Annotated in this window: 16 protein-coding genes; 14 read left to right on the top strand and 2 right to left on the bottom strand. The window is 66.9% G+C overall.

Annotated features, from left to right (window positions below):
- Positions 1-42 precede the first annotated feature (42 nt).
- From QWG60_RS04110 to leuA, 6 genes are all read left to right on the top strand, one after another.
- Positions 43-669 carry a YqiA/YcfP family alpha/beta fold hydrolase gene (locus QWG60_RS04110; protein ID WP_146909054.1) on the top strand — a complete coding sequence of 209 codons (627 nt, stop codon included), beginning with the start codon at positions 43-45 and terminating at the stop codon, positions 667-669.
- Positions 670-708: 39 nt separating this feature from the next.
- On the top strand, positions 709-2589 hold the full coding sequence (gene parE, locus QWG60_RS04115) for a DNA topoisomerase IV subunit B (protein ID WP_146909056.1): 1881 nt from the start codon (positions 709-711) through the stop codon (positions 2587-2589).
- A 151-nt stretch (positions 2590-2740) separates the two neighbouring features.
- The gene (gene parC / locus QWG60_RS04120; protein ID WP_046079183.1) at positions 2741-5002 is read left to right on the top strand and encodes a DNA topoisomerase IV subunit A; all 2262 of its coding nucleotides are present in this window, start codon (positions 2741-2743) and stop codon (positions 5000-5002) included.
- Between the two features lie 82 nt (positions 5003-5084).
- A complete protein-coding gene (serB, locus tag QWG60_RS04125) occupies positions 5085-6308 on the top strand; it encodes a phosphoserine phosphatase SerB (RefSeq protein ID WP_146909058.1) in 1224 nt (407 codons plus the stop codon).
- A gap of 76 nt (positions 6309-6384) precedes the next feature.
- Positions 6385-6642, top strand: a complete 258-nt coding sequence (locus QWG60_RS04130) for a TIGR02647 family protein (protein ID WP_046079181.1) — start codon at positions 6385-6387, stop codon at positions 6640-6642.
- 361 nt (positions 6643-7003) lie between these two features.
- Positions 7004-8710, top strand: coding sequence for a 2-isopropylmalate synthase (leuA, locus tag QWG60_RS04135; RefSeq protein WP_046079180.1), 1707 nt, complete (start codon positions 7004-7006; stop codon positions 8708-8710).
- A 93-nt stretch (positions 8711-8803) separates the two neighbouring features.
- Here the strand turns inward: leuA and QWG60_RS04140 are convergent, their stop codons facing one another.
- Positions 8804-9790: a helix-turn-helix transcriptional regulator gene (locus QWG60_RS04140; protein WP_146909060.1), complete on the bottom strand. Its 987-nt coding sequence runs from the start codon at positions 9788-9790 to the stop codon at positions 8804-8806.
- 196 nt (positions 9791-9986) lie between these two features.
- Here QWG60_RS04140 and QWG60_RS04145 point away from each other — a divergent pair, with 196 nt between their 5' ends.
- Together QWG60_RS04145 and QWG60_RS04150 are read left to right on the top strand one after the other, a co-directional pair.
- On the top strand, positions 9987-12146 hold the full coding sequence (locus QWG60_RS04145) for a TonB-dependent siderophore receptor (protein ID WP_146909063.1): 2160 nt from the start codon (positions 9987-9989) through the stop codon (positions 12144-12146).
- Positions 12147-12159: 13 nt separating this feature from the next.
- Positions 12160-13104: an alpha/beta hydrolase gene (locus QWG60_RS04150; protein WP_186810077.1), complete on the top strand. Its 945-nt coding sequence runs from the start codon at positions 12160-12162 to the stop codon at positions 13102-13104.
- Positions 13105-13125: 21 nt separating this feature from the next.
- Here the strand turns inward: QWG60_RS04150 and epmB are convergent, their stop codons facing one another.
- Positions 13126-14151, bottom strand: coding sequence for an EF-P beta-lysylation protein EpmB (gene epmB, locus QWG60_RS04155; protein WP_146909066.1), 1026 nt, complete (start codon positions 14149-14151; stop codon positions 13126-13128).
- A gap of 108 nt (positions 14152-14259) precedes the next feature.
- Between epmB and efp the strand changes: the two genes are divergently transcribed.
- The 6 genes from efp to QWG60_RS04185 all read left to right on the top strand — a co-directional run bounded on the left by efp (position 14260) and on the right by QWG60_RS04185 (position 22355).
- Entirely contained in the window at positions 14260-14826 is a 567-nt protein-coding gene (gene efp, locus QWG60_RS04160; protein WP_046079178.1) for an elongation factor P, read from the top strand.
- Positions 14827-15113: 287 nt separating this feature from the next.
- Positions 15114-16088, top strand: coding sequence for an EF-P lysine aminoacylase EpmA (epmA, locus tag QWG60_RS04165; RefSeq protein ID WP_146910399.1), 975 nt, complete (start codon positions 15114-15116; stop codon positions 16086-16088).
- A gap of 235 nt (positions 16089-16323) precedes the next feature.
- Entirely contained in the window at positions 16324-16842 is a 519-nt protein-coding gene (locus QWG60_RS04170; protein ID WP_046079176.1) for an Hcp family type VI secretion system effector, read from the top strand.
- 240 nt (positions 16843-17082) lie between these two features.
- Positions 17083-19233, top strand: a complete 2151-nt coding sequence (locus tag QWG60_RS04175) for a type VI secretion system Vgr family protein (protein WP_290130919.1) — start codon at positions 17083-17085, stop codon at positions 19231-19233.
- Positions 19230-20069, top strand: coding sequence for a DUF4123 domain-containing protein (locus QWG60_RS04180; protein ID WP_186810102.1), 840 nt, complete (start codon positions 19230-19232; stop codon positions 20067-20069). The genes QWG60_RS04175 and QWG60_RS04180 overlap by 4 nt, the downstream gene beginning before the upstream one ends.
- A gap of 453 nt (positions 20070-20522) precedes the next feature.
- Positions 20523-22355, top strand: coding sequence for a phospholipase effector Tle1 domain-containing protein (locus QWG60_RS04185; protein WP_146910388.1), 1833 nt, complete (start codon positions 20523-20525; stop codon positions 22353-22355).
- Positions 22356-22395 lie beyond the last annotated feature (40 nt).

Raw genomic sequence — 22395 nt, forward strand, 5'->3', positions numbered from 1 at the left:
CGTTCCTCGTGCCGGGCTGGCCATTTATACAGGGGTTCGGGTATGCTGAGCGCCGCTCTGCCGCGCGAGCCGGCCAGCGGCGTGCTCTACCTGCACGGCTTCAACAGCGGCGCCGCCTCGCCCAAGGCGGCGCTGATGCGCGAGGCCTGCGAGACGCTCGGCCTGCCCTGCGCCGCGCCGGACCTGCCGCATCGCCCCGAGCGGGCCCTGGAAGCGGCCGAGGCCCGGCTCGGTGAGCTGGGCGATCGGCCGCTGGTGGTCGGCAGTTCACTGGGTGGCTTTCTGGCCACGGTGCTCGCCGAGCGCCATGATCTGCCGGCGGCGCTGATCAATCCGGCGGTGGCGCCGGCGCGGCTGGTCGAGGCCTGGATCGGCGAGGTCTTCGTCAACCCCTACCACGGCCAGCGCTTCACGGTGGACATCGCCCATCGGCGGGGGCTGGAGACGCTGGCGGTTGAGCGGGTCACGCCGGCACGCTATCTGCTGCTGCTGGGCACCGCCGACGAGACCCTGGACGCCGCCGACGCCTTCGCGCTCTATCGCGGCGCCCGGACGATCCTCGAGCCCGGCGGCGATCACGGTTTCTCGACGCTGGCCGACTACCTGCCGGCGATCTTCGCCCAGGGCGGCCATGCCCTGGAAGCCGGGCGGGTGGCGCCCCGCGGCTGAGCGTGCGGATTCGAACATGCATAGGACACAGACGACGCCATGACCCAATACAGTGCCAGCTCGATCGAGGTGCTCGCCGGGCTCGAACCGGTGCGGAAGCGCCCCGGGATGTACACCGACACCGCGCGCCCCAACCATCTGGTGCAGGAGGTCATCGACAACAGCGTCGACGAGGCGCTGGCCGGCCACGCAAAGAAGATCGGCGTGCGGCTGTTCGAGGACGGCGGCGTCGAGGTCAGCGACGACGGGCGTGGCATGCCCATCGACATCCACCCGGAGCACGGCGTCTCCGGCATCGAGCTGATCATGACCAAGCTTCACGCCGGCGGAAAGTTCTCCAACTCGAGCTACCGCTTCTCGGGCGGCCTGCACGGGGTCGGCGTCTCGGTGGTCAACGCGCTCTCCAAGCGCCTCGAGGTCGAGGTGCTCAAGGGCGGGGAGCGCCACGGCATGGCCTTCGAGCACGGCGAGCTGGCCTCGCCGCTGGAGGTGATCGGCAGCGCCGCCAAGCGCGCTACCGGCACCATCCTGCGCTTCTGGCCGGAGGCCAGCTACTTCGACTCGCCGAAGCTGTCGCTGTCGCGGCTCAAGCACCTGCTGCGCGCCAAGGCGGTGCTGTGCCCGGGGCTCGAGGTCTCGCTGACCGAGGGCGACGGCACCCGGAGCGTGTGGCAGTTCGAGGACGGTCTGCGCGATTACCTGGCACAGGCCACCGACGGCTATGAGGTGCTGCCGGCCTCGCCCTTCGTCGGCCACTTCGCCGACGAGGAGCACGGCGTCGACTGGGCCGTGCAGTGGCTGCCGGAGGGCGGCGAGCCGCTGCTCGAGAGCTACGTCAACCTGATCCCCACGCCCCAGGGCGGCACCCACGTCAACGGCCTGCGGGCCGGGCTGCTCGAGGCGCTGCGCGAGTTCTGCGACTACCGAAGCCTGCTGCCGCGCGGCGTCAAGCTGACCGCCGAAGACCTCTGGGAGCGAGTCTCCTTCGTGCTCTCGGTGAAGATGCTCGACCCGCAGTTCGCCGGCCAGACCAAGGAGCGACTGTCGTCGCGCACCGTGGCGGGCTTCGTCTCCGGGGTGGTCAAGGACGCCTTCTCGCTGTGGCTCAACCACCACGTCGACCAGGCCGAGGCGCTGGCCGAGCTCGTCATCAGCGCCGCCCAGCGTCGTCAGAAGAGCGCCAAGAAGGTAGCGCGCAAGAAGGTCACCTCCGGCCCCGCGCTGCCCGGCAAGCTGGCCGACTGTTCCGGCCAGGATCCGGCGGCCAGCGAGCTGTTCCTGGTCGAGGGCGACTCGGCCGGCGGCAGCGCCAAGCAGGCCCGCGACCGCGATACCCAGGCCATCCTGCCGCTGCGCGGCAAGATCCTGAACACCTGGGAGGTGGAGTCCCACGACATCTACGGCTCCCAGGAAGTCCACGACATCGCCGTGGCGGTCGGCATGGACCCGGGCAGCGACGATCTGGGCAAGCTGCGCTATCACAAGATCTGCATCCTCGCCGACGCCGACTCCGACGGCCTGCACATCGCCACGCTGCTGTGTGCGCTGTTCGTGCGCCACTTCCCGGCGCTGGTCGATGCCGGCCACGTCTTCGTCGCCATGCCGCCGCTGTACCGCATCGACCTGGGCAAGGAGGTCTTCTACGCCCTGGACGAAAGCGAGAAGGCGGCGATCCTCAAGCGCCTCGAAGGCAAGCGCGGCACGCCCAACGTGCAGCGCTTCAAGGGCCTCGGCGAGATGAGCCCGCTGCAGCTGCGCGAGACCACCATGGCCGCCGATACCCGCCGGCTGGTGCAGCTGACCCGGGAGGAGGGCGACGGCACCCTCGAGATGATGGACATGCTGCTGGCCCGCAAACGCGCCTCCGACCGCAAGAGCTGGCTAGAAGATTACGGCAACCTCGCCGAGATCGAGGTGTGAGCTGGAAGCTTGAAGCCGGAAGCTGGAAGAAAGCCCGCAATGTTCCGGGGGCAACTTCCAGCTTCAAGCTTTCAGCTTCGAGCTTTTCCAGAACGTATCGTGCGGGCACGGCCCGCGAAGTTTCCATGATGGCAGATAGGGCCCCGAACCCATGACCATGGATATCCAGGTGGCGGAGGGCGACGTCGAGCGCCTGTCCCTCCGCGAGTACACCGAGAAGGCGTACCTCGACTACTCGATGTACGTCATCCTCGACCGGGCGTTGCCGCATATCGGCGACGGCATGAAGCCGGTCCAGCGGCGTATCGTCTACGCCATGCGCGAGCTGGCGCTGAACGCCAACGCCAAGTACAAGAAGTCGGCGCGCACCGTCGGCGACGTGCTCGGCAAGTTCCACCCCCACGGCGACAGCGCCTGCTACGAGGCCATGGTGCTGATGGCGCAGCCGTTCAGCTATCGCTATCCGCTGGTGGACGGCCAGGGCAACTGGGGCAGCCCCGACGACCCCAAGTCCTTCGCCGCCATGCGCTACACCGAGGCGCGGCTGTCCAAGTTCAGCGAGACGCTGCTCAGCGAGCTGGGGCAGGGCACCGTGGACTGGACCGCCAACTTCGACGGCACCATGCAGGAGCCGGTGGTGCTGCCCTCGCGGCTGCCCCACGTGCTGCTCAACGGCGGCACCGGTATCGCCGTGGGCATGGCCACCGATATCCCGCCGCACAACGTGGGCGAGGTGGTCGAGGCCACCTGCCACCTGCTGCGCCATCCCGAGGCCACCACCGTCGATCTGATGGAGCGCCTGCCGGGGCCGGACTTCCCCACTGCCGCCGAGGTCATCACCCCGCATCGCGAGCTGCGCAAGATCTACGAGAGCGGCCGCGGCTCGGTGAAGATGCGCGCCCGCTACGGCCTGGAGGAGGGCAGCGTGGTGATCTCCGCGCTGCCCTACCAGGTCAGCGGCGCCAAGGTGCTCGAGCAGATCGCCGCCCAGATGCAGGCCAAGAAGCTGCCCATGGTGGCCGACCTGCGCGACGAGTCGACCCACGAGGAGCCCACCCGGCTGGTCATCGAGCCGCGCTCAAACCGGGTCGACATCGAGGCGCTGATGGCGCACCTGTTCGCCACCACCGACCTCGAGAAGAACGTGCGCGTCAACATGAACGTGATCGGCCTCGACGGCCGGCCGCGGGTCATGCCGCTGCCCGACCTGCTCGGCGAGTGGCTGCGCTTCCGCCGCAGCACCGTGCGCCGGCGCCTCGAGCATCGCCTGGGCAAGGTCCAGGATCGCCTGCACATCCTCGAGGGCCTGCTCACGGCCTACCTCAACATCGACGAGGTGATCCGCATCATCCGCGAGGAGGACGAGCCCAAGGCCGCGCTGATCGAGGCCTTCGGGCTCAGCGAGCGCCAGGCCGAGGCGATCCTCGAGCTGCGCCTGCGCCACCTGGCCAAGCTCGAGGAGATGAAGATCCGCGGCGAGCAGGACGACCTCGAGGCCGAGCGCGCCCGCCTGGAGGAGCTGCTCGGCTCCGAGGCCGCGCTGACCGACCTGATCGAGGAAGAGCTGCGCCAGGCCGCCGCGGACTACGGCGACGCGCGTCGCTCGCCGCTGGTCGAGCGCGAGGAGGCCAAGGCGCTGTCCGAGGTCGAGCTGCTCGGCGCCGACCCGATCACCGTGGTGCTCTCCGAGAAGGGCTGGATCCGCGCCGCCAAGGGCCACGAGATCGATCCCGAGGGGCTCTCCTACAAGGCCGGCGACCGCTTCCACCTGGCCGCCCGCGGCAAGACCAACCAGCCGCTGGTGCTGCTCGACGACACCGGCCGCGCCTATACGTTGAGCGCCCACAACCTGCCCAGCGCGCGCAGCCAGGGCGAGCCGGTCACCGGCCGGGTCAACGTGGCCGCCGGCGCCCACATGGCCGGGGTGCTGCTGGCGCCACCGACCACCCGCTACCTGCTGGCCACCGACGGTGGTTACGGCTTCGTCGCCCACCTCGAGGCGCTGACCGCCAAGAACAAGGCCGGCAAGGCGGTGCTCAGCGTGCCCCAGGGCTGCAACGTGGTCGCGCCGCGGGCGGTGCCGGAAGGGGAAGGCGTCAGCGTGGCGGCGGTCTCCAACGAGGGGCGGCTGCTGGTGTTCCCGCTCGACCAGCTGCCGGAGATGGCCAAGGGCAAGGGCAACAAGATGCTCGACATCCCCGGCGCTCGGGCCGCGCGGCGCGAGGAGTTCCTGCGCGACCTGACGCTGCTGGCACCCGGCGATACCCTGGTGGTGCACGCCGGCAAGCGCAAGCTGACGCTCAAGGCCGACGATCTCGACTACTATCGAGGCGAGCGCGGCCGGCGCGGCAGCAAGCTGCCCCGGGGCCTGCAGAAGGTCGATCGACTCGAAAGCTTGAAGCAGGAAGCTTGAAGCGTGAAGAAAACCCGGCTCGGCGCTGGAAACCGGCACACTTCCGGCTTCCAGCTTCGAGCTTCTAGCTATCGGGGTTGCAATGACTAGACGACTACTCATCCGCGCCACCGGCGCCGCCCAGCCCGGTCAGCTGGCCGGCCTGGGCCGCGCCCTGGCCCAGAGCGGCGCGCGGCTGCTGGACATCAACCAGAGCGTGACCTTCGGCATCGTGTCGCTGGAGGCCCTGGTGGGGCTCGACCGCGACAGCGACCTGGAAGGCGCGCTGTCCGCCGCCGGCGATCGGCTGGGGCTCGACGTCCAGGCGATCCAGGTCGGCGCCGAGGACTATCACCGCTGGAGCGTGCAGGCCAGCCAGCCGCGGCTGATCCTGACTCTGCTGGCGCCTCATCTGCCGGCCGGCATCCTGGCCGAGGTCGGCGCGCTGACCGCCGAGCAGGGCCTGACCGTGGAGCTGATCCACCGGCTCTCCGGCCGTGAGCCGCTGGACGGCGGCGTGCCCGGCGAGCATGACGCCATCCAGGGCGCCTGCGTGGAGTGCTGGCTGCGCGGCGACAACGTCGATCTCGAGGCCCTGCGCGAGAAGGCGCTGGCGCTGGGCGCGGCCCACGGCGTCGACATCGCCCTGCAGGAAGATTCCATCTGGCGCCGCCATCGCCGGCTGGTGTGCTTCGACATGGATTCGACCCTGATCCAGGCCGAGGTGATCGACGAGCTGGCGCGCCGCCACGGCGTCTTTGAGGAGGTGGCCGAGGTCACCGAGCGGGCCATGCGCGGCGAGCTGGACTTCCAGCAGAGCTTCCGCGAGCGCATGAGCAAGCTCCGCGGCCTCGACGAGTCGGTACTGGCCGAGATCGCCGAGGCACTGCCGCTGATGGACGGGCTGGAGCGGCTGATGAGCCAGCTCAAGCGGCTCGGCTATCGCACCGCGATCCTCTCCGGCGGCTTCACCTACTTCGCTCACTACCTGCAGGAGCGCCTCGGCTTCGACGAAGTTCACGCCAACGAGCTGGTGATCGAGGACGGCAAGGTGACCGGCGAGGTGCGCGAGCCGATCGTCGACGCCGACCGCAAGGCCGAGCTGCTGTACCGGATCGCCGAGCGCGAGGGGCTCTCCATGGAGCAGACCATCGCCGTGGGCGACGGCGCCAACGATCTGAAGATGCTGGCCGCGGCCGGCCTCGGCATCGCCTTCCGTGCCAAGCCGCTGGTACGCCAGCAGGCCCGGCACTCGCTCTCGACCCTGGGGCTGGACGCGGTGCTCTACCTGATCGGCTACCGTCAGGGGGACCTGGAGGAGCGTTGAGGCGGTTTTCGCTGGCGTCGTCGGCTCAGTCGGGGTAGCGTCGAAGGAGGCTCACGACAATGACAAGGAATGCGCCATGCCTCAGCCCAGCTACACGCCGGAACTGCTAGACGAACTCAAGATGCTTGGTCTGTTCAATCCGAACAATCATCAGGAGGGCATCAAGGTGCACTCCAGCGCCGAGCCGGCGATGATCGAGGCCGCACGGCGTCTGCATCGCAAGGGCCTGGTGACACAGGACGATGGCGGCTATCTCACCGCCACCGGCCAGGAGGCCGCCGAGCATGCCCGCGACCTGCTGACCCTGCTCGGCACGGCAGATGCCACGACCTGAATGACGGCCCGTCGGCCGGCGAGAGTTGACAAGGCGTCCGCGGGCTGATTTTCTAGAGAGCATGAACATGACATCGTACAGCCTCGTCCTCGACCTACGACTACTAGCCCGCCGCTGAGCGCGCCGGGCGATGCCGTCTGCATCGCCCATCTGTCTAGGTCGAATTCGAGGTTGTCACATGTCCCGCACCGCTACCGTCATTCCCATGAACATTGCCCCTGTCTGTGTCGTACGCGCCGCCCGACCGGTCCGTGGGGTCGCGATGGTCATGACCGAACACTTCGACGACGCCCCGACTGCCTTACGGCAGTCGGGGCGTCGCCGTTTCTGAATCCGATAAACGCTCCGGGAGAACGCCGCCATGATGCTCGATAACCCCTCCGCCAAGTACCGTCCCTTCGTGGCCGTCGACCTGCCCGACCGCCAGTGGCCGAGCAAGCGCATCGAGACGCCGCCCCAGTGGTGCGCCGTCGACCTGCGCGACGGCAACCAGGCGCTGATCGATCCCATGGACCAGGAGCGCAAGCAGCGCTTGTTCGACCTGCTGGTGAAGATCGGCTTCAAGCAGATCGAGGTGGGCTTCCCCTCGGCCTCCCAGACCGACTTCGACTTCGTGCGTTCGCTGATCGAAGACGACAAGGTGCCGGAAGACGTCACCATCCAGGTGCTCACCCAGGCGCGCCCGCACCTGATCGATCGTACCTTCGAGGCGCTCAAGGGAGCGAGGAACGCTGTCGTCCACGTCTATAACGCCACCGATCCGGTGTTTCGCCGCGTGGTGTTCAACGTCAGCAAGCCCGAGTGCATCCAGATCGCGGTGGACGCCACCACCCGCATCCGCGAACACATGACGGCGGCCCCGGAGACCCACTGGACCTTCCAGTACTCGCCGGAGCTGTTCTCCACCACCGAGATGGACTTCGCGGTGGAGATCGTCGATGCCGTGGAGGCCACCTTCGGCGCCAGCGCCGACAAGCCGATGATCGTCAATCTGCCGGCCACCGTGGAGTGCGCCACGCCGAACAACTACGCCGACCAGGTGGAGTGGTTCTGCCGCCACGTCGCCAAGCGCGATCATCTGATCGTCAGCGTGCATCCGCACAACGACCGCGGCACCGGCGTGGCCGCCGCCGAGCTCGCGGTGATGGCCGGCGCCGACCGCGTCGAGGGCTGCCTGTTCGGCAACGGCGAGCGCACCGGCAACGTCGACCTCGTCACCCTGGCCATGAACCTCTACACCCAGGGCGTGCACCCGAACCTCGACTTCTCCAACATCACGCCGATCATGCGCGAGGTGGAGTACTGCAACCAGCTGCCCGTGCACCCGCGCCATCCCTATGTCGGCGATCTGGTGTTCACCGCCTTCTCCGGCTCCCACCAGGATGCGATCAAGAAGGGTATGGCCGAGCGTCGTGAGCACCCCGATGCCGTCTGGGCGGTGCCCTACCTGCCGATCGATCCGCTCGACGTGGGCCGCAGCTACGAGGCGGTGATCCGCGTCAACAGCCAGTCCGGCAAGGGCGGCGTCTCCTATCTGCTCGAGCAGGAGCACGGCATCGAGCTGCCGCGCCGCCTGTCGATCGAGTTCAGCCAGGTGGTGCAGGAAGTGGCCGATCGGCTGGGCAAGGAGATCACCTCCGAGATGATCTACCAGGCCTTCGTCGACGAGTACCTCGAGCAGCGCGAGCCCTTCGCCCTGATCAGCCATCGCATGTCCTCCGAGCCGGACAGCCCCACCGTGACCCTCGACGCGACCGTCGAGGAAGGCGGCGAGCGCCGCGTCATCCAGGGCCAGGGCAACGGTCCGCTGGCGGCCTTCGTCAAGGCGCTGGCCGGCGAGGGCCATGACGTCGAGATCATCGACTACCACGAGCACTCCCGCGGCCAGGGCGCCGATGCCGAGGCGATTGCCTACGTGGAGGTACGCGTCAACGGCGAGGCGGTGTTCGGCGTCGGCACCGACGAGAGCATCACCAGCGCCTCGATCAAGGGCGTACTGAGCGCGATCAACCGCAAGCACTCCACCGAGGAGCCGGCGGCCAACGTGACCGCCGAAACGCTGGCCTGATCGCCCCCGGCTCGCCGAGCCGGCATCGCGTCATCGCCCACCCCGTCGAGTTCGCTCGGCGGGGTTTTTTCGTGGCGTCCCCCGTCGGTGCGATCAGGCCGAGGCGCTCGCACCGGCCCGGCATTCGCTGGGCGTGAGGCCGAACTCGCGCTTGAAGGCGGTCGCGAAGTTGGGGGCGCGGGTATAGCCGGCCAGTGCGGCGGCCGCCTCGACGCTGGCACCCTCGCGGGTCAGGGCATCGCGGGCCAGCGTCAGGTGGTGGCGGCGCAGGAAGCGCCCGAGGGATTCGCCCTGCTGAGCGCGGAAGCGGCGCTGAAGGTTGCTCACGCTCATGCCCAGTCGCCGGGCCAGGTCGTCCTGGGTGGCACCCCGGGCCTGGCCGTCGTCGACCAGTGCCATCAGCCGTGCCAGGCGGCGGTCGACGGGGGCGCTGTGCGATGCCTCGAGCCGCTGAGGAAGCGGCGTCGGCGGGCGCGCCACGGCCAGCGCCTCGCCGGCCAGCGCCATGGCAAAGCCGCTCAGCTGCAGATGATGGGCGGCATCGTCTCGCGTCAGCCGTTCCGGCGTGAACAGCTGTGCCGCCAGGGCGAGCAGGCCCGGTGACGGTGTCCATTGGCTCAGGTGAGGCATGGCGCCTTGAAGCAGTCCCGAGTGGCCGTGACGTGCCAGCCAGTGCGGCGACAGGCCGAGGGTCAGGGTGCGCTCGAAGCCGCCGGCCTGTCCCAGGCGGGCGAAGGTCGTGGCCCGAGGCAGGGCGGCCACCAGGCCGGTCGCGTTCCCCCCGGGCCCCAGGAAGATCTCATGGGTGCCGTAGCGCACCCGGGCCGCGCCATCGATCACCAGGGCGATCTTGAGACCGGCCGGCAGTTCCGCCCGACTGGTAAGGCCGAAGCGGTCGCGGACCTCGGCCAGCCGCAGCCGCATGCCCGGCTGTAGCTCGGCGACGCGCATATGGCCGTCGAGCAGGGCGGTTCGCCGATCCCAGTTCGGGGCGTCGAGCCGCTGATGGCGCACCAGCGGCGCGGACAGGTCGCGTAGCTGCCTGGCGTCGATGCCGTGATTGAAGGCGGGTTCTCCCATGGGGTTTTCTCTCGTCGACAGGTGTCGCGGGCGTATCGCCGAGGTGTCGGTTCGCCGCGTTTGCAAAGCCATTCGCCCGAGGCGCAAAGGCGGTGGCCAGGAACCGCTGACATAATGCGCTTCCGTCGCTAGTGTAACGCATTCTCATTTATGGGTGGCGTGCGAGCGGCTCGAAGGTACGACAAGGGAACGCGACATGATCATACGAGAAGGCTACACCTTCCGCTCCACGGCGCTGCTGGGCGGCACGCTGGCCCTGATGGGGATTGCCCAGACCGCGCTGGCTCAGTCGATCGAGGATGCCGCGCGCCTCGACACCATCACGGTCGAGGGGAACCGGCTCTACGAGATGCTGCCCTCCGAGACGACCGGCGGCTACGGCATCGATGCCGCCACCGTGGGCACCAAGACGCCGGCCGCACTGCGCGATATACCGCAGTCGGTGAGCGTGGTGACGCGCGATGCCATCGAGGACCAGGGCTTCGCCACCCTGGACGAGCTGGGGCGGCGCACGCCGGGCATGCGGGTGCTCTCCAACGACAACGGCCGCTCGTCGATCTATGCCCGTGGCTACGAGTACGACGCCTACAGCATCGACGGCCTGCCGGCCCCGATGTCGAGCATCACCGGCTCGGTGCCGTCGCTGGCGGCCTTCGACCGGGTCGAGGTCATGCGCGGGCCGTCGGGGCTGTTCAACAGCACCAGCGAGATGGGCGGCATCGTCAACCTGGTGCGCAAGCGTCCGACCCGCGAGTTCCAGGGGCACGTCACCGGCAGCGCCGGCACCGATGATCGCCTGGGTGCCCAGGTCGATGTCGCGGGACCGATCGATGGCGCCGGGCGTATCCGCGGCCGGCTGGTCGTCGATCACACCGAACACGCCCGTTTCGTCGACCGCAACGACAACGATCAGGATGATCTCTATGCGGCGCTGGACATCGATCTCGACGAGGCGACCACCCTGGGACTCGGTTTCCTGCACAACCGCAAGGACATCGTGGTCGATAACGGCCAGCCGGTGGGCAGCGACGGCGAGCTGCTCTACGGCGATCGCTCGGCCTTCTACGGTGCCGACTGGAACGACTTCGAGAGTCGCTCCGACGATTGGATCGCCGAGCTGAGCCACCGCTTCGAGGGCGGCGGCGTCGGGCGCCTCGCCGCACGCTATTCCGACCGCCGGGCCGACTACAACTACGCCTTCGGCGGCAGCGCCCTCGATGCGAACGAGACGCTGGCCGTGGCGGGCATCGGCAGCGAGGTCGACCAGCAGGCGCTGTCGCTGGATGCCAGCTATAGCCAACCGTTCTCGGCATTCGGCAACGTCAGCGAGTTCGTGGTCGGCGCCGATCACAAGCGCTACGAGACCGATACCCGGTCTGGTCGATCGCGTAGCCTGGCCGGTGGGCGCGTGACCCTCGACGAGCTCAATGAGCTGGCCTTCGTCGACGTGCTCGATAGCGCGTGGACCCGCGGGCGGGGGTACAGCGACAGCGAGACCACGCTCGAGGAGAGCGGCGTCTACGGCAAGCTGACCCTGCGCCCCGTGGCATCGCTGGCGCTGATCGCCGGCGGCCGGCTGAGCCACTACGACGTCGACCTGACGGATCGCGTGGCGGACGACAGCCAGAGCCGCAGCGAGGGTGAGTTCACGCCCTATGCCGGCCTGGTCTACGACCTCGATGCCGACCACTCGCTGTATGCCAGCTACTCCCGGGTGTTCAAGCCGCAGACCTCCCATGATGCCGATGGCGACCTGCTCGAGCCGCGTGAGGGCGAACAGTTCGAAGTCGGCATCAAGGGCAGCTATCTCGGCGGTGCGCTGAACGCCAGGGTCAGCGCCTTCCGGCTAGAGGACGAGAATCGGGCGGCCACGCCGGACGATCCGGGCGCCGACTATGTCGTCGGGGTGGGCAAGATGCGCATCCAGGGCGCCGAGTTCGAGGTGACGGGCAGTCTGACCGAGCAGTGGGACCTGATCGCCGGCTACACCTATCTGGATACCGAGGTGAAGCAGGCGTCCACCAACCGTGACGACGGGGTCTTCCTGCTGATGCCGCACAGCGTCGTCAACCTGTGGACCCAGTACGGCTTCGAGGGTGGCGCGCTGGACGGCCTGAGCCTCGGCGGGGGCGTCACCGCGATGAGCGACTTCGCCTCCAGCAACGGCGTCGAGGCGCCGGGCCATGCGGTGGTCGACGCCATGGTCGGCTACGACTTCGGCGCCAACCTGAGCGGCCAGCTCAACGTCCACAACCTGCTGGACCGCGATTACTACCAGCGCGTGGGCGGGGTGAACACCTTCAACATGCCCGGGGCGCCCGCCAGCGTCGTCGCCTCGCTGCGCTATGACTTCTGAGTCGAGCCGGTCGGTGTTCGCCGCCGGGCACCACGGCATGCCGTGGTGCCCGGTCCACCTGCGAGCGGCTCTGAGGACGGGGCTGCTGGCGCTGTGCTGGGCGGTGGCCAGCATGGCCCAGGGAGCGATGCCGCCGGGCGTGACGCTGCCCGAGTCGCGTGAGTTCACCCTGGCCTCCGCCGACACCGGTGGCGACTACCTGATCCAGGTGGCGCTGCCCGACGCGTCGCCGCCGGCAGGAGGCTACCCGGTGCTCTATCTGCTCGACGGCAACGCGCGTCTGCCGCTGGTGCAGGCCGCGCGGGACACCCTGACCCGGCGCGGCCCCGAGGCGGATGGCAGCCCGTGGCTGATCGTCGCCATCGGCTACCCCGGAGTCGAGCGCTTCGCCCGCGAGCGACGCGCCGTCGACTACACGCCGACGGTGGCATGGCGTGCTGAGCGCGATGACGGGCACGGTGGCGCGGAGGCCTTCCTGGACTTCATCGAGACCCGGCTCAAGCCGGCCATCGCTGCGCGCTTCCCGGTCGATACCGAGCGCGAGGCGCTGTTTGGACACTCCTACGGCGGACTGCTGACGGTGCATGCGCTGATGACGCGACCGTCGAGCTTCGCGCGCTATATCGCCATCAGCCCGTCGCTGTGGTGGTACGGCGAGGCCCCGCTGGCGCATCTGGCGGCGCTCGGCGTGTCGGAACGCGAGGACGGCGAGGCGCCGCGGGTGATGATCGGCGTCGGCGGGGACGAGCAGACGCCGCGCGAGGGCGAACTCGGCACACCGCGGGCCGAGCGGCTGCGCGAGCGGGCCATGGTCGACAACGCCCGGCGTTTCGCCGACTGGCTGGCCGCGCATCGGCCGGGCTGGCGCGTCGGCTTCTCGGTGTTTCCGGGCGAGGATCATGGCAGCGTGATGTGGCCGGCGACCCGGGCGGCGCTGGCCTTCCTGCACTCGCCCTGATCGCCGTGGCCGCTGCCAGGCTTACAGCGGCGTCTTGCTGGCCTCGCCGGGCACCTCGCGGACCAGCGTCGGCATCAGGAAGCCGGGCAGATGCCGGCGCAGCTCGGCAACCAGCGCACGGGCCGCCTCGTCGGTCGCGTCGAAGTGGGCGGCGCCGGCCACCGGGTCCAGCACGTGCAGGTAGTAGGGCAGGATCCCGGCCTCGAACAGCCGCTCGGAGAGCGCGGCCAGCGAGGCGACGTCGTCGTTGACGCCTTGCAGCAGCACGCTCTGGTTGAGCAGGGTCACGCCCGCGGCCTGCAGCCGTCGACAGGCCTCGACCACCGCCTCGTCGATCTCCCGGGCGTGGTTGATGTGCAGCACCATGACCTTCTGCAGCCGCGTGCCGCCGAGCCAGTCGAGCAGGGCGTCGTCGATGCGGTCGGGGATCACCACCGGCAGCCGGGTGTGGATCCGCAGCCGCCGGAGGTGCGGGATGGCCTCCAGCCGTTCCACCAGCCAGGAAAGCTGGCGGTCGCTGGCCGCCAGCGGGTCGCCGCCGGAGAGAATGGCCTCGTGAATGGAGGCGTCGTCGCGCAGGTAGGAAAGCGTCTCCTCCCACTGGGCCCGCGAGGGCGCGTTCTCTTCGTAGGGGAAGTGGCGGCGGAAGCAGTAGCGGCAGTTCACCGCGCAGGCGGGACTCGCGATCAAGAGCACCCGGCCGGCGTACTTGTGGATCAGCCCGCGCCGTGGGCTATGGTCGGCCTCCTCGAGCGGGTCGGCCACATAGCCTGGCGCGGCCTCGGCCTCCTCGCCGAGCGGCAGCACCTGGCGCAGCAGCGGGTCGCTCGGGTCGCCGGGGCGGATGCGGGCGAGATAGGCTTCCGGCACCCGCACCTCGAACAGCGCATGGCCGGCCTCGGCGCCGGGCACCCACTCCGGGGCGAGGCCCAGGCGGCGGCACAGTTCGTGCGGGTCGCGGATCGCGCCGGCCAGCTGCGCCTGCCAGGCGCCGGGCGCAGGCGTGGCGGGCCGGCACTGCAAAGGAATCGGGCTTCGGGTTATCATGCGGGGCACACTTCGAGGCGAGCGAGGGCTTGTCCCTCGGCCACTGTCATTTGCTTGCTCGCGCCCGCGGCTTCGGCCGCCGGCGCGCTGGAATATGGAACGATCATCATGGCGAACTATTCTACCAACGAATTCAAGGGCGGTCTGAAGGTCATGCTGGATGGCGACCCCTGCGCCATCCTCGAGAACGACTACGTCAAGCCGGGCAAGGGCCAGGCCTTCAACCGCGTCAAGCTGCGCAACCTGATGACCGGCCGCGTCTGGGAACGCACCTTCAAGTCCGGCGAGTCACTGGAAGGCGCCGACGTGCTCGAGCTGGACATGGAGTACGTCTACACCGACGGCGACATGTGGCACTTCATGAAGACCGACGGCTCCTTCGAACAGTACGCCGTCGAGAAGAAGGCGCTGGGCGAGACCGACAAGTGGCTCAAGGAGCAGGTGGTCTACACCGTGACCCTGTGGAACGACAACGCCATCGCTGTGACCCCGCCGAACTTCATCGAGCTCGAGGTCACCGAGACCGACCCCGGCCTCAAGGGCGACACCGCCCAGGGCGGCTCCAAGCCGGCGACCCTGTCCTCCGGCGCCGTGGTGCGCGTGCCGCTGTTCATCAACCAGGGCGAAGTCTTGAAAGTCGATACGCGTACCGGCGAGTACGTCTCCCGCGCTTGATTTCGGGCTTCGCCCGGGCTCGAGCTCGAAGCTGGAAGAGCGGCGCTTCGCGCCTGGAAGCTGGAAGTAAAGCCGACTCGGCTTCGCCGGGAGCTTGAAGCGCGAAGAAGCACCCTTGACTCAAGGGTTGGGCGACAAGCTGTTTTCCAGCTTCCAGCTTCCAGCTTCCAGCTTCCAGCTTCCAGCTTCCAGCTTCCAGCTTCCAGCTTCCAGCTTCCAGCTTCCAGCTTCCAGCTCCGAAGGCCACGTGTGCATGCGTGGCCTTTGTCGTTTGTGGAGAAAGATCGATGACCATTGATTGGCGGCCCACGGCCGAGATCGCGACGCTGCGCGAGCGGGCGCGGCTGATGGCCGAGGTGCGGGCCTTCTTCGCCGAGCGGGGCGTGTGGGAGGTGGAGACGCCGGTGCTCGGCCACGGCGGCAGCACCGACGTGCACCTGGCGTCGCTGTCCTGCGAGGCCGTGACGCCGGCCGGCCGCGAGCGGCTGTGGCTGCAGACCTCGCCGGAATTCCACATGAAGCGGCTGCTGGCCGCCGGCAGCGGAGCGATCTTCCAGATCGCCCGCAGCTTCCGCGACGGCGAGGTGGGCGGGCGCCACAACCTCGAGTTCAGCATGCTGGAGTGGTACCGCCCTGGCCTCGACCTGGACGGCCTGATCGCCGAGACCGAGGCGCTGATCCGCCGGGTGCTGCCGTCCGATCCCGGCCCGCTGCGCCGCCGCCGCTACCGCGAGCTGTTTCGTGAACACCTCGGGCTCGATCCCTTCCGCGAACCGCTCGATGCCCTGCGCCGCCGGGCCGCCGAGACCGGCGGGCTCGACATGGCCGCGGCCTCGCGGGACGACTGCCTCGATCTGTTGATCAGCCTGGCCATCGAGCCGCAGCTGGGCCGCGATGGCATCGACGTGGTGGTGGACTATCCGGCCAGCCAGGCGGCGCTGGCGCGTCGACATCGCGACCCGGAGGACGGCGAGTGGGTCGCCTCGCGCTTCGAGGTCTACCGGCACGGCCTGGAGCTCGCCAACGGCTACGACGAGCTCACCGACGCCGCGGAGCAGCGCGCCCGCTTCGAGGAGGACAACGCCGCCCGTCGCGCCGCCGGCCTGCCCGAGGTCGACGTGGACGAACGCCTGCTGGCCGCGCTCGAGTCCGGCATGCCGGCGGGCAGCGGCGTGGCCCTGGGGCTCGATCGCCTGTTCCAGCTGGCGCTGGACCGGAACGGCGTGGCCGAGGTGATGGCCTTCGCCACGCCAAGGGCCTGAGCGGGCCGGAGTGGGTTTGAGAGCGTCGGAGAGGGTCTGAGAAAAACGGGCAAGATCTTGCCCGCTGGGCAACTTCTTGCTCGATCTGGGCAAGATATTGCCTAAACATATTTAGTCTGGCACGGTGTGATTTTTATAACACGCTGATTTGCATGAGATATGGAAATCCTGGCCCAGGAAGTGCTTCTTTAAGACGTCCATCGGACACCGTCATTCATCGTCAAGGAGCAGACACATGCCTACCCCGTGTTATATCAGCATCGAAGGCCAGACCCAGGGCAACATCACCGCCGGTGCCTTCACCCCCGAGTCCGTCGGCAACATCTACGTCGAAGGCCACGAAGACCAGATGCTGGTGCAGGAATTCAAGCACATCGTCACCGTGCCGACCGACCCGCAGTCCGGCCAGCCCGCCGGCCAGCGTGCCCACAAGCCGTTCATCTTCACCGTGGCCCTGAACAAGGCCGTGCCGCTGATGTACAACGCCCTGGCCTCCGGCGAGATGCTGCCGAACGTCGAGCTGAAGTGGTACCGCACCTCCGTCGAGGGCAAGCAGGAGCACTTCTTCACCACCTCGCTGACCGACGCCACCATCGTCGATATCAACCTGCGCATGCCCCATGCCCAGGATTCCAACAGCGCCGAGTTCACCCAGCTGATGGACGTGTCCCTGGCCTACCGCAAGATCGACTGGGAACACACCGTCGCCGGCACCTCCGGTTCCGACGACTGGCGCGCCCCGATCGAGGCCTGATCGCCTCGCGCCCCGCGGTGTCCCGTCCATGCTCGCGCCGGCGGGCACCGTCTTCGTCGCCAGGGCCTCGGCCCTGGCGGCGGCATGTTTCAGCGCTGGTCGCGCTCGTCCGTCAGGCAAGCCCTGAACCATGTCGCCGTTCGACCTTGTGTCGGCGTCGCACTCGCGTAACCTACCCCTTTCGCCGGCCCTTCGCGGCCGGTGACCCAAGGAACGGACACGGCCTCCAGGAGGGATGCCATGACCCAGGCCAATGGACTGCAGTTCACCCTGAGCCTCACGGGGGCCGAGGAAGCCGACCTGGCCGTCGTCGACTTCACCCATGAAGAGGCGCTCTCGGCGCCCTTCCACCTGCGGGTGCGCTTCGCCAGCCGCGTCGCCGACCTCTCGCCGGCATCGCTGCTCGACCGCCCGGCGAGCCTGACCGTATGGCAGGACGGCGTGGCCCAGCGCCGGGTCCACGGCATCGTGGCCGAATTCGGCCGCGGCGACCGCGGCCATCGCCGCAGCTTCTACGAGGTGGTGATTCGCCCCTCGCTGTGGCGACTCTCGCTGCGCCAGAACTCGCGCATCTACCAACGCGTCTCGCCGCTCACGATCCTCAACACCGTGTGCGAGGAGCGCGGCCTGACCGACGTGGCCTTCGCGGTGACCCGCGAGCCGGCCGAGCGCGAGTATTGCGTGCAGTATCGCGAGACCGACCTCGAGTTCCTCGAGCGCCTGGCCGCCGAGGAAGGGCTGTTCTATTTCCACGAGTTCGAGGACGCCGACCTCGGCGCCCATCGACTGGTGTTCGCCGACGATCCCCAGGTGCTCACCGGCCTCGGCGAGCGCAGCTATCACCACCGCGCCGGCGGCACGCCGCCCCAGCGCCATCTGCGGCGGCTGACCCAGACCGCCCGGGTGCGTCCGGCCCGGGCCCAGCTCAAGGACTATTCGTTCAAGCAGCCGGCCTATTCACAGTTACATCAGGCTCAGCTGCACGATCGGGAGGCCGCGGGGCTGGACGCCCACTCGCAGCGGACGGACTACGAACACTACGACTATCCGGGCCGCTACAAGGCCGACGCCTCGGGCCGGGCCTTCACCCGCCACCGGCTCGAGCACCTGCGCCACGACGCCCTGACCCTCGACGGCGAGAGCGATCTGCCGGAACTGGCTCCGGGCGCGCGCTTCACCCTGGCCGATCATGACGTCGGCGAGTTCAACCGCGGCTGGCAGGTCATCAAGGTGGTCCACCAGGGCGAGCAGCCCCAGGCCCTCGAGGAAGATGCCGTGCAGGCGCAAGGCCTGCGGGGGCGGGCAGGCTCAGAAGCCATGACGCGGTATCACAACACCCTGAGCCTGACCCCGGACGACGCCGCCTGGCGCCCCGCGCCGCGGCCCAAGCCGCGGGTCGACGGCCCCCAGGTGGCCTTCGTGGTCGGCCCCGAGGGCGAGGAGATCCATTGCGACGAGCATGGCCGCGTGCGCTGCCAGTTCCCCTGGGACCGCTATGCCGGGGCCGATACCGCCGGGGCGAGCGGCGAAGCCGCTGTAGAGAGTGCCAGCGCCTGGCTGCGCGTGAGCCAGGGCTGGGCCGGCGGCGGCTACGGCATGATGGCGATCCCGCGCATCGGCCACGAGGTGATCGTCTCCTTCCTCGAGGGCGACCCGGACCAGCCGCTGATCACCGGGCGCACCTATCACGCGGTGAATACGCCGCCGTATTCGCTGCCGGAACACAAGACGCGCACCGTGCTGCGAACCCAGACCCACCAGGGCGAGGGCTTCAACGAACTGCGCTTCGAGGACCAGCACGACCAGGAACAGATCTGGTGGCACGCCCAGAAGGATCTGGAACTGCTGACCGAGAATGACCGCACCGAGGAGATCCGTCGCGACAGCGATCTCGGGATCAAACGCGACCGCATCTCCGAGATCGACCGCGACGATCACCACACCGTGCACGGCGAGCGGCGCGAGAAGAGCGACGGCGCCCAGCACCTGACCGTCGACGGCAGCCTGCACCTCAGCGCCGGCCAGGCCTGGCTCACCGAGAGCGGCCGCGAGCTGCACATCAAGGCCGGCCAGAAGGCGGTGCTGGAGGCCGGCAGCGAGCTGACCCTGGCCGCCGGCGGCAGCTTCCTCAAGATCGACGGCGGCGGCATCACCATCGTCGGCCCCAGCATCAAGGTGAACGCCGGCGGTAGCCCCGGCAGCGGCACCGGGCAGGGCGCCCAGGCGCCGTTACGGCCCGGGCATGCCGAGCCGGAGGTGCATGAAGCGATCGCTCCCAGTCGGCGTGAAGCCACGCTGGCGACCACGTTGATACCGCCGAATGTATGCGAGGAGTGCTGGAAGAAGGCGCTCGCCGAGGGGCAGTTTCTGATTCCGGGAGACGAGACATGATGAGGGCGTTGAGGCCCGATACCTGGCGGAACGTCGAAGCCCCTGACAGTCACCGCTATGCCCTGATAGAGATGGGGGCGTTGCCCCGAGCGACGCGGACGGCACTGGTTGACGCCGCCGATGGACATTATTGGTCATTGATACGTGGCACTCAGCAGGAGCACTTGATCAGAGAAGGACCTTGGCTGATGGCGTTGCCCGATAGCGAGGGTGGGCAGCAAGGCTGGGATGGCATGGAATGCGGGCTGATGGCATGGCTGGAAAGCCTCCAATCCGGCGATTCGTTAGCTCGCCAGCTGGCCCCTGCCATGACCGTGATGTCACCTGAGGGGAAGCCCTGGCTAATGCGTTTCTATCTGCCCTCGATGATCCAAGCCCTCCACGAGGCGAATTCAAGGTCCTGGTATCGGGATCTCTTCAATGGCATCGAACGCTGGTGGTATCCCACATCGGAGGAGGGGTGGCAAGCCCTGGCTGGCCTGCCGGATGATGGCTCGAGGCACGATGTCTGGCGGCTCGACTGTGATGCCCATCTTTGGGATTCGCTCAAGGGGAACACCGAGGCCACGGCGTTGACCGCACAGCTCGTGAGCGAGATACCGGAACTGTTCGAGAACATCTGCCCATGTGATCGTCCGGGATGCGTTGCCAAGGCGCTGTTTGCTGCCGATGAAGCAAAGCTGTCACGCCCTGAGGATCGCAGGATCTATGTCTATCTCTGGTTGGAAAAAGGCAAAGCCTTCATGCAAAGCGATTCGATGAGGCAGTGCCTTGAACAGGCGGCATACGGTGATACAGCATTGCTTGAATGCCTTCAAACGCGAGAGGAATATTGACCATGCTGGTGCGCTGGGTATTTAGACGGATATTTCGGGACGTGCCCACCTGGATAAAGGTGGCAGTCGTGCTAGCAGTTCTCGCTTACGTCGGTTGGTATAACTTTATCCGAATGCCGACCGGTGGATCATTGGTAGGGCACAAGTATATAGAGCGTCCGATCTATAGTTATTGGGTTGACGATAATTGGGGGGGTAATGGTGGCGTTACCTGCTGTTGGTCCTTCTCAGGGGATACTGCCGAAGTAGTTTGGATCCTCAGCATGTCTAGAGCGCAACAAGAGCAAGGAATGGAGCAAGAACGTCATAGTGTGACGCAACCCATGCCGGAACGTACTCGAGAAGACCGATATCTGCACGTTTACTTTCTTCCAGGTAACCGGGTAGAGCTTGCATGGAGTCCAAGCTTAGGTTCTCCCTTGGAGGGTGAGCTTGAGCAGGAGTATCCTCAGGATGATTGATCAACAGACGCTAGAGCGGTGTCAGGCGATTAACGCTCGGGCAGATGATCAGAGTGCTCCATCCACAGGAGTCGACTGCCGATTAACTTTGGAAATGGGGTTCTTTTTCGACGGCATTGGACGTCACTTGGAGCAGGATGTTAAGGACGGTCGTGTAAGCAATATTGGCCGCTTGTTTCTGTCGCACCCATACGAAGATCAAAATACTCTCTCGACGCATTTTTTTAAATCCTATTTTTCTGGTTTAGGTACTTCCTATGAGACTACAGCCAGTGAAAGTTTAGAGGGGACGCTCCAGCGTGGCTCCAGCGAAGTGGCAGATAGCGTTGAAGGACATATCCGTGGTGGTGTGACGGGAGCTGTCAAGGAGGCCGTTTTTAATACTGATGGCGGCGCATGGTGGGAGGTGTTAGGTCGTTCATGGAGGGGCTCGTTGACCAAACCATGGGAATGGGTCAAGAGCCTCAAAGATGGCGCTATTCGTACTGGTGCCGAAGTCTTCGAACCGATTCGCGATAACCCCCTTCCCGCCAATATGATCATGAGTGGAGCGGCAACACGCCAGTCTGCCGCCATCGAGCAGTTTCGTAGCGCGGTAAGCGAGGCGGCCGCGAGTAGTGAGATGCCTCTAGAAAAGGTTCGGGTCTCGATCTTCGGGTTCGATTTCGGTGCCGCTATGGCGAAGGCCTTCGTTCGGGAGGTTCTGGAAGACGTCTGTGAGTCAGTGGACGACCGCTATGAGTTCGAAGGGGCCGAGGTGCAGGTCGTCTTTGCAGGACTCTTCGATTGCATCGACCGCACTCTCCCCTCGCTGGGCCCGCTGGATTCGTTTCATCCGTTGGCGCCCGTTCTCGACGATGGCGGGCCGCTCCATCCAGGCTGTCGTCGGGCATTGCATCTCATTGCCGCGCACGAGCAGCGTTTCTATCGTCGCTGTCGCCCGCTTGGCCCGTTGCAGAGCCACTGGCGAGAGATCCTCCAGCCCGGGATCAGTGAAAATATCGGCGGCGGCCTGAAGCCTGATGAGCAGAAAGTCAGCGCCGAGCTATCGCAGGCGGCGCTTCATCGTATGTATCGCAATGCTAAGCGATCAGGTGTGCCATTTCCTAGTTTGGAAGACTTGCAAGAGCAGGATGTTGTTACGTCGAGGCTGTTTGAGCTCAATGACCAAGTTGACGATTACTCACTAGTCGCTTTGCGACGCTATTATGAACGACTTTCCGATGGTGCGCTGAGCCCCAGCGAAGAAAATTTCCAGAAACATACCCTGTTTTATCTGGTTTGGCTGGCGCACCGCTATCGAGAGTACCAGGCGAATCGTCAAGCGTTAGAATCTCAGCTTGAAGAACTTCCCGATCGCACCGCGAGTGGAATACTCGGGGTGCCGGCAGCCTCTCTGACACGCTCTCCCGATGAATGGGAAAACATCGAAATAGAGGCTGAAGAGGCCAAGCAAGGGTTAGAGCAGCTGGAGGAGAAGTGGGGCTGGCTGGAGGATGTGGATCAGGAAGCTCAACAGATCCGTGCGCTTTACCAGTCGAGCGATGGCGCGACGCGGCGCCAAGCACGCGTGACGCTAAGTGGGGAGTATCGTATGGCGGAAACCTGGTGGAATTGGACACGGGAATCCGAACCGCCGGGGTTGCCTGAAGAAGTGTCGTTGCTGTTTGATTACGGTTTGCATGATATGCGACCCGAACAATCGCTGATGAACGACTTGCTGAGTATGTTTGAGAGCTATCACTTCTTCGCCTGGCGGCATCTGGATGCGCCTGAGCCTGAAGAAGACTCGAGTTTCGACTCACTCGTTGAGTTGATGCCCTAGAAATAAAAACATTACACATGGTGCGTTAACTATTCGCTGT

Source organism: Halomonas halophila (assembly GCF_030406665.1).
GTDB lineage: Bacteria > Pseudomonadota > Gammaproteobacteria > Pseudomonadales > Halomonadaceae > Halomonas > Halomonas halophila.

Bases quoted from the DNA above. Each gene is read 5' to 3' on its own strand.
- QWG60_RS04110 (WP_146909054.1), top strand. From the start codon at position 43: ATGCTGAGCGCCGCTCTGCCGCGCGAGCCGGCCAGCGGCGTGCTCTAC.
- parE (WP_146909056.1), top strand. From the start codon at position 709: ATGACCCAATACAGTGCCAGCTCGATCGAGGTGCTCGCCGGGCTCGAA.
- parC (WP_046079183.1), top strand. From the start codon at position 2,741: ATGACCATGGATATCCAGGTGGCGGAGGGCGACGTCGAGCGCCTGTCC.
- serB (WP_146909058.1), top strand. From the start codon at position 5,085: ATGACTAGACGACTACTCATCCGCGCCACCGGCGCCGCCCAGCCCGGT.
- QWG60_RS04130 (WP_046079181.1), top strand. From the start codon at position 6,385: ATGCCTCAGCCCAGCTACACGCCGGAACTGCTAGACGAACTCAAGATG.
- leuA (WP_046079180.1), top strand. From the start codon at position 7,004: ATGATGCTCGATAACCCCTCCGCCAAGTACCGTCCCTTCGTGGCCGTC.
- QWG60_RS04140 (WP_146909060.1), bottom strand. From the start codon at position 9,790: ATGGGAGAACCCGCCTTCAATCACGGCATCGACGCCAGGCAGCTACGC.
- QWG60_RS04145 (WP_146909063.1), top strand. From the start codon at position 9,987: ATGATCATACGAGAAGGCTACACCTTCCGCTCCACGGCGCTGCTGGGC.
- epmB (WP_146909066.1), bottom strand. From the start codon at position 14,151: ATGATAACCCGAAGCCCGATTCCTTTGCAGTGCCGGCCCGCCACGCCT.
- efp (WP_046079178.1), top strand. From the start codon at position 14,260: ATGGCGAACTATTCTACCAACGAATTCAAGGGCGGTCTGAAGGTCATG.
- epmA (WP_146910399.1), top strand. From the start codon at position 15,114: ATGACCATTGATTGGCGGCCCACGGCCGAGATCGCGACGCTGCGCGAG.
- QWG60_RS04170 (WP_046079176.1), top strand. From the start codon at position 16,324: ATGCCTACCCCGTGTTATATCAGCATCGAAGGCCAGACCCAGGGCAAC.
- QWG60_RS04175 (WP_290130919.1), top strand. From the start codon at position 17,083: ATGACCCAGGCCAATGGACTGCAGTTCACCCTGAGCCTCACGGGGGCC.
- QWG60_RS04180 (WP_186810102.1), top strand. From the start codon at position 19,230: ATGATGAGGGCGTTGAGGCCCGATACCTGGCGGAACGTCGAAGCCCCT.
- QWG60_RS04185 (WP_146910388.1), top strand. From the start codon at position 20,523: ATGATTGATCAACAGACGCTAGAGCGGTGTCAGGCGATTAACGCTCGG.